6 protein-coding genes and 3 tRNA genes are annotated in these 6385 nt (G+C 69.9%); 6 read left to right on the top strand and 3 right to left on the bottom strand.

Features of this window, described 5'->3' with window-relative positions; translation table 11 throughout:
• The first annotated feature begins 25 nt into the window (after positions 1 to 25).
• From ABT130_RS46670 to ABT130_RS46655, 4 genes are all read left to right on the top strand, one after another.
• Positions 26 to 1219, top strand: a complete 1194-nt coding sequence (locus tag ABT130_RS46670; protein WP_350966360.1) for an NADP-dependent oxidoreductase — start codon at positions 26 to 28, stop codon at positions 1217 to 1219.
• A 22-nt stretch (positions 1220 to 1241) separates the two neighbouring features.
• Positions 1242 to 1565, top strand: a complete 324-nt coding sequence (locus ABT130_RS46665) for a hypothetical protein (protein WP_350966359.1) — start codon at positions 1242 to 1244, stop codon at positions 1563 to 1565.
• Positions 1566 to 1625: 60 nt separating this feature from the next.
• Positions 1626 to 2021 carry an OsmC family protein gene (locus ABT130_RS46660; RefSeq protein WP_030913025.1) on the top strand — a complete coding sequence of 132 codons (396 nt, stop codon included), beginning with the start codon at positions 1626 to 1628 and terminating at the stop codon, positions 2019 to 2021.
• A gap of 586 nt (positions 2022 to 2607) precedes the next feature.
• Positions 2608 to 2681, top strand: a tRNA-Lys gene (locus ABT130_RS46655).
• A 100-nt stretch (positions 2682 to 2781) separates the two neighbouring features.
• On the opposite strand, the gene ABT130_RS46650 is transcribed toward ABT130_RS46655, so the two are convergent.
• The 3 genes from ABT130_RS46650 to ABT130_RS46640 form a co-directional block, all read right to left on the bottom strand.
• Positions 2782 to 2853, bottom strand: a tRNA-Pro gene (locus ABT130_RS46650).
• A gap of 20 nt (positions 2854 to 2873) precedes the next feature.
• Positions 2874 to 2946: transfer RNA gene (locus ABT130_RS46645), tRNA-Lys, on the bottom strand.
• Positions 2947 to 3080: 134 nt separating this feature from the next.
• Entirely contained in the window at positions 3081 to 4502 is a 1422-nt protein-coding gene (locus ABT130_RS46640) for a hypothetical protein (protein WP_350966358.1), read from the bottom strand.
• Between the two features lie 225 nt (positions 4503 to 4727).
• Here ABT130_RS46640 and ABT130_RS46635 point away from each other — a divergent pair, with 225 nt between their 5' ends.
• Positions 4728 to 5720 carry a sigma-70 family RNA polymerase sigma factor gene (locus tag ABT130_RS46635; protein WP_350966357.1) on the top strand — a complete coding sequence of 331 codons (993 nt, stop codon included), beginning with the start codon at positions 4728 to 4730 and terminating at the stop codon, positions 5718 to 5720.
• Between the two features lie 159 nt (positions 5721 to 5879).
• Entirely contained in the window at positions 5880 to 6314 is a 435-nt protein-coding gene (locus ABT130_RS46630; protein ID WP_350966356.1) for a YybH family protein, read from the top strand.
• Positions 6315 to 6385 lie beyond the last annotated feature (71 nt).

Raw genomic sequence — 6385 nt, 5'->3', positions numbered from 1 at the left:
GCCTCGCCCATTGACCTCTGCCCCTATGAGGGTGTTCACGGATGCGGCGTGCGAGCCCAGACCCGGCCCCGCCCCCGGAGCCGGGGGCGGATCCGGAGCCGTGCCGGAGACGGGAGCCGGGACGAGGGCCGGGGGTGGCACCGGTGCCGGGAGGACCGCCGCGGCCGGGACCGCCGCCGTGAACGGGACGTCGGCGCGTGCCGCCGGCCGTACGGTGTCGCGGGAGATCCGGCTGGCGTCGCGGCCCTCGGGCTGGCCGGTCCCGGAGAACTTCGAGCTGGCCGAGGTCGAGCCGCCCCCTCCAGGGGAGGGGGAGATCGGCGTCCGCAACCTCTTCATGAGCGTCGACCCGTACATGCGGGGACGTATGAACGACGCCGAGTCCTACACCCCGCCCTTCCGGATCGGCGCCCCCCTCGACGGCGGGGCCGTCGGCGAGGTCGTCGTGTCGCGCTCGCCGGACCTCGCCCCCGGCGACATCGTCACCCACGGGTACGGCTGGCGCGAGTACGCCGTGCTCGACGCGGGGCAGGCCCGCAAGGTCGAGGAGGTCCCGGGCGTCCCGCTCTCCGCCTACCTCGGAGCGCTGGGCATGACCGGCCTCACCGCGTACGTGGGCCTGCTCGACATCGCGCGATTCAAGGAGGGCGAGGCGGTGTTCGTGTCCGGCGCGGCCGGGTCCGTGGGCAGCCTGGCCGGGCAGATCGCCCGGCTGAAGGGCGCCTCGCGCGTGGTGGGCAGCGCCGGGTCGCCGGAGAAGGTCGCGTACCTGATCCGCGATCTCGGCTTCGACGCCGCCTTCAACTACCGCGACGGCCGGATCGGTGAGCAGCTCGCCGAGGCGGCCCCCGGCGGGATCGACGTCTACTTCGACAACGTCGGCGGTGACCAACTGCAGGCGGCCATCGACGAGCTGAGGACGTACGGCAGGGTCGCGATGTGCGGCGCGATCTCGGTCTACAACGCCACCGAGCCGGTACCGGGCCCGAGCAACCTCTTCCTGGCCGTGGGGAAGCGGCTCACCCTGCGGGGATTCATCGTCTCCGACCACCAGGCGCGGCTGCCCGACATGGTCGCCGAGGTGGGCACCTGGCTCCGCGAGGGCAGGCTCGTCTCGATGGAGACCGTCGTCGACGGCCTGGAGAACGCCCCGCGGGCGTTCATCGACATGCTCCGCGGCGCCAGCACCGGAAAAATGGTGGTCAGGCTGGTGCGCTGACTGCGCGTACCGTCGATTGCGCATGATGGTCACAATCTCGGGGCAGAAGGGGCGTGAGGGGGTGGGTCTGTTGGAAACGGATGAGCTTGAGTCGCTATCGGCCCAGGAACTGCATGATCGCGCGGTCCACTACGCCGTGCATCACGGAGATCTCGGCTTTCTGTGGGAGTTGCTCTCCTTGATCCCGGCGGCGGAGGCGTCATCGGGGCACGGGGACGAGACGACCAACGACCTCAGCCGGATCTCGGCCCTGCTCAGTGACGCCATGGTCTCGGGTCACGGGGAGCTGGGTGACGCGCTGCGCCCGTTCTACATCGAATACCTGTCCAAACATCCCGATGCCTGAGGCGGCCGTCCTCCCTCTGTAGGGTGATCCGCAGATCGAGGAAGGCCGAAAAGGAGCGTCATGGCGCAGGTGAGAGTGGAGCGGACCGAGGACGGGTTCGTGGCACGCAACGACCGCGGAGCCGAGGTCGCCATGGGCAGTGGCGACGAGCAGGGGACTTTCACCCCGGTCGAACTGCTGCTCGCGGCGCTCGGCGGCTGCAACATCGTCACAGTGGAGCCGCTGACGGCCCAGCGTGGCCACCGCATGGTCCGCCTGGCGATGACCGTTCAGGCGGAGAAGATCGAGGCGAGCAGGCTGGGGCCGATCACCATCAGCTACGACGTGGAGCTGCCCGAGGGCGACGAGAAGGCCGCCGAGGTGCTCCGCGCGGTGGCCCACCGCGTCGAGGAGAGGTACTGCACGGTGAGCCGGGCACTGCGGGAGGAGACCGAGGTCGGCCTCGAACTCCCCTGACCCAGGCCCAAGGTGGCCGATCGGCTCCCGGTCCGAGTCCGAAGCAGGCCGATCTACCTCCGGGAAGCCGGATTTTCGGGTATCCGGCGGGGGTTGACGGAGGCTTCGGTGATACCGGGTCAAGGTTGGGTGTAGGCGCAAAATCAACCTTTGGATGACGCGCCCGTTACATTTAGCCAGGTAGTGTTATTGCAGGTCAAGGGGTCTGCGAAGCCCGGGGGGAGCGTTGCAGAGACTTTTCACCGGAAAAAGGACGCGAGGGGGATCGCGTTCCTGAGCGGAGCCGCCGGAGTCTTGGGGGAGACGATGGCAAAGCCCGCGAGGAGATCGGGGTCGGACAGTTGGGGGACTGTCCGGCCCCGAGTCTATTCCGGAGCAGGACGGCCGCCGGAGTCTTGGGGGAGACGATGGCAGAGCCCGCGAGAAGATCGGGGCCGGACGGTTGGGGACTGTCCGGCCCCGAGTCTGTGTACGGGACCGGACAGCCGAGAACGGCCCGGCCCCCGAGTTTCTCGCGGGGAGCCGGGCGGCGGTCAACCGAGGTGCGGTCGCGCCGGAGCTGCTGCTAGAGTTACCCCCGTCGCAAGCGCCGCTAGCTCAGTTGGTTAGAGCAGCTGACTCTTAATCAGCGGGTCCGGGGTTCGAGTCCCTGGCGGCGCACTTGCAAGAAGCCCAGGTCGGCATCGTCGGCCTGGGCTTCTTCGTTTGCCGGCCAACCTGACGACGAGCCCTCCGGCCACCTGGAATGTTCGTTGGAGGGCCTCGCTGACCGGGCTCGAACCGGCGTCCACCCGGTCCCGAGCCGGGCGCTCTACCTCTGAGCTACAGCGAGGCCATGTCCATCGTGTACGGCACCGCCGACCGGGCTCGAACCGGCGCCCACCTGGATGAAGAGCCAGGCGTTCTACCTCTGAACTACAGCGGGCCGCACCCCAGTGTGCTCGATACCGCGTGGCGGACGCCACCGAATAACGGCGGCGTCGCCGACGGGCTCGCACCGGCGTTCATCCGATCCGAAGCCCGGCGGCGCCACCGCTTACCTACGGCAGGGCCGCCGGCCTATTTTCCCGGAAGGTCCGTGGCGGGCAGATCGCTGACCACCACCCCGGAGGCCAGCCCGTGGCGGACGTCGGCGGCCAGTTCGGGCTTCACACTCCTGCCGCTGAACATCCCGGCACGCCGTAGCAGGGCCGCCCACACCGGATCGGCGATGCTCACTCCGTGCACCAGTTCGGGCGTCGGCCGGAACACCGCCACTCCACGTCGAGCCGCGGGCGCGGTCCAGCCCGTCCACACCGGGTCCAGCCCGGCCGTACGGCAGGCCGCCTCCACGACGGCACGCGTGCAGGCCGCGGTGCCGTCCAGCACCTCCCAGGGCGGCGGCAGCGCCGCCCACACCGCGGTGTTGGGGTCGACGTCGCCGCCGGTGCCGCGATGCCAGGCGGCCAGGTCGGCGGCCATCAGGCGCATCACCTTGCCCGGACAGGCCACCTCCAGCAACTCCAGCGCGTCCAGCGATGCCAGGCAGGCCAACCAGCCGGCCCGAGCCGCGTTGTAGGCGACCGCCAGGTTGTTCCACGTGGTGGAGTCGTCGCCGGGCCGTACGATCATCGTGGTGCGGTCGGTGCCGGGGTTCCAGCGGGCGCGTAGTACGTCGGCGCTGTGCCGCATGGCGGCCGACCACTGGCCAAGCAGCCGTCCACGCTCCTCGTCGGTCAGGCGTTCCAGGACGTCAGGAGTCGTCCGTGCCTGGGCGATCATCCACCAGTCGCTCCGGTCCGTGCATCGGTCGAGCAGGACCTGGGCGATCTCGTCGAACGGGTTCTCCCGCCCGGACAGGCTGAACTCCCGGCGCACCTTGCGCCGCGCGGTGTAGTACGCCACGAAGCACGCGGCGTCGACGTCGGTGATGAACCGCTCCACTGGGATGTCCGCGCCGAAGCCGGTGACACCCACCATGAGCAGGCGCCGCTTGTCCTGCTCGGTGCTCAGCGTGCCCGCCTTGGCGGCGACCCGGCCCAGCAACCTGAACCGGCGGTTGTACTGCCGCTTGGACAGATCCATGCCCGCCGCCTCCCGGGCGTCCCGGTTGAGCCGGTCGGCCAGGAAGTCACTGCGGTCCGGCGTCCACCGGATCTCGCGCCCCACGTTCGCCGCGAACTCCAGCAGCGACTCGGGATCGTCGGGGTCGACCTCCACCGACCGTTCGAACAGGCGGCTCGCCGCCGCGACCTGCCGGGCACCACCTACCGGCCTCGCGTAATCGGTGGACATCGAGGAGAACCAGCCCTCGCGGCGGGAGGAGTGCTTGGCCGCACGCTCCAGCACCACACGCTCGCGCCGCGACAACTGCCCGTCCAGTGCTCGCAGCACCAGGTCGGCGACGTCCTCGGGCCGATACCGCCGATCCAGCGAGCCGTGCAACTCGGCGAGGATCTCTCGGCGGGACCGGTCTCTGTCCTTGTCCTTGCGGAACGTCATGGGAGTCATGATCCCGGCTGGTTCGATTCGACTTCGACTGGTTTATTCGGTCGCAGCCATCGGAGGGTCTGAACCGGAAGGCGGGGAGACACATGATCCCTGTGAAGGCCGTGAGTTCCCGGTCTGGTTCTCAGGGGCGGATCGTCGGCTGCGATCACACCACTCCACCTTGGTTTTCCTGCCATACCCTGGCTCCGGTGGGCCCAGAACGGGGGATCAGCGCGGATGAGTCACGGCTGGACGGACAGGTCCACCACGGCGGAACTCCTGGTCGCGGCCCAGGCCGGTGACGGCGACGCCTTCGGACGTCTGGTCGGACCGCTGCGGGATCAGCTGCACGCGCACTGCTACCTGATGCTGGGGTCCGTCCATGACGCCGAGGACGCCGTACAGGAGACCCTGGTCCGGGCTTGGAACAGCCTGGAGCGGTTCGAGGACCGGGGGTCGATCCGGCCGTGGCTGTACCGGATCGCGACCAACAGGTGCCTGACCCTGATCGAGCGCAGGGGGCGCCGCGAGCTTCCCACCGATCTGAGCCCGGAAGGCGCGCCGCCGGTCGAGGTGATGTGGCTCGAACCCTACCCCGACCACCGGCTGAGCCCGGAGGCTCGAGTGGTGGCCCTGGAGAGCGTGGAGCTCGCGTTCGTCGCCTCGCTGCAGCACCTGTCGGCCCTGCAGCGAGCTGTCCTGCTGCTGCGCGACGTCCTCGGGTTCGCGGCCCGCGAGGTCGCCGACCTGCTGGACACCACGGTCGCGGCGGTCAACAGCGCGCTGCAACGGGCCAGAAAGGTCCTCGACGGCCTGCTTCCGGCGACCACCCAGCGGGCAACCCTGGACGCGATGGGCGAGACGACGCGGCGGGAAGTGGCCCGGCGGTACGCGGCCGCGTGGGAGGCCGGGGACATCGAGGCCGTCGTGGCGATGCTGACAGACGACGCGAGGTACTCGATGCCACCGTTGACGGCCTGGTACGAGGGCCACGACGGCATCCGGACGTTCCTGGCCGAGGCGATGTCGGGCCGGCGGTGGCGCTTCCTGCCGACGCGGGCGAACGGGCAGCTCGCGTTCGGCACCTACCTGTGGGACGAGGACAGGGGTGTTCACGTCGCGGCGGGCCTGGACCTTCTCGTCCTGAACGGTACGAAGGTCGCCGAGGTGGTCTCCTTCCTGGACGCGGAGCTCCCGGCGTTCGGCCTCCCGGCGGAGCTGCCCGGCTGAGATCGACGCCCGGTACGGCGAACCTGCTGGGACAGACTCCCGGCTGACCGGTTTCGGCTGACCGGCTGGGACCGATCCGGCGGCGCGCGATGATTTTCCGGTCCGGCGCGGGTTGTAGTCCTGACAGGATCATCAACCGGGAAAGGACCGGGCCGAAGAATGCCTGCTGACGAGGAACAGATCCGGATTCTGGTCGAGAACTGGGCCGAGGCGGTCCACCGGGGCGACATGAGCGGCGTCCTCGCGGACCACTCTGAGGACATCGTGATGTTCGACGTGCCGCCACCGTACGAGGGTGTACGCGGTATCGACGCCTACCGTGAGTCGTGGCCGCCCTTCTTCGACTGGCAGAGACAGGGAGCCCTGTTCCAGATCGACTCGCTGGACGTCACCGCCGGTGACGACATCGCCTACGCGCACGCCCTGCTGCGCTGCGGAACGCGGGAGGATCTCGCCGACCGGCCTGAGAACCGCCTGAGGCTCACGCTCGGCCTGCGCAAGGAGCACGGCCGCTGGATCGTCGCCCACGAACATCACTCGTTCCCCGACGTCGGTACGGACACCGGCGAGGCGAGGGCCGACCTGCGCCCGTGACGGGGCCGTCGGCGGTGGCGTCGGGGGGGGGCGGGGCCCGCCGGGGGGTGGCCCGCCCCCGCGGCGAGTAG

The sequence above is a fragment of the Streptosporangium sp. NPDC001681 genome (assembly GCF_040298085.1).
Lineage (GTDB): Bacteria > Actinomycetota > Actinomycetes > Streptosporangiales > Streptosporangiaceae > Streptosporangium.
This window is presented reverse-complemented; position numbering and strand designations above follow the sequence as displayed.

Bases quoted from the DNA above. Each gene is read 5' to 3' on its own strand.
- ABT130_RS46670 (WP_350966360.1), top strand. From the start codon at position 26: ATGAGGGTGTTCACGGATGCGGCGTGCGAGCCCAGACCCGGCCCCGCC.
- ABT130_RS46665 (WP_350966359.1), top strand. From the start codon at position 1,242: ATGATGGTCACAATCTCGGGGCAGAAGGGGCGTGAGGGGGTGGGTCTG.
- ABT130_RS46660 (WP_030913025.1), top strand. From the start codon at position 1,626: ATGGCGCAGGTGAGAGTGGAGCGGACCGAGGACGGGTTCGTGGCACGC.
- ABT130_RS46640 (WP_350966358.1), bottom strand. From the start codon at position 4,502: ATGACGTTCCGCAAGGACAAGGACAGAGACCGGTCCCGCCGAGAGATC.
- ABT130_RS46635 (WP_350966357.1), top strand. From the start codon at position 4,728: ATGAGTCACGGCTGGACGGACAGGTCCACCACGGCGGAACTCCTGGTC.
- ABT130_RS46630 (WP_350966356.1), top strand. From the start codon at position 5,880: ATGCCTGCTGACGAGGAACAGATCCGGATTCTGGTCGAGAACTGGGCC.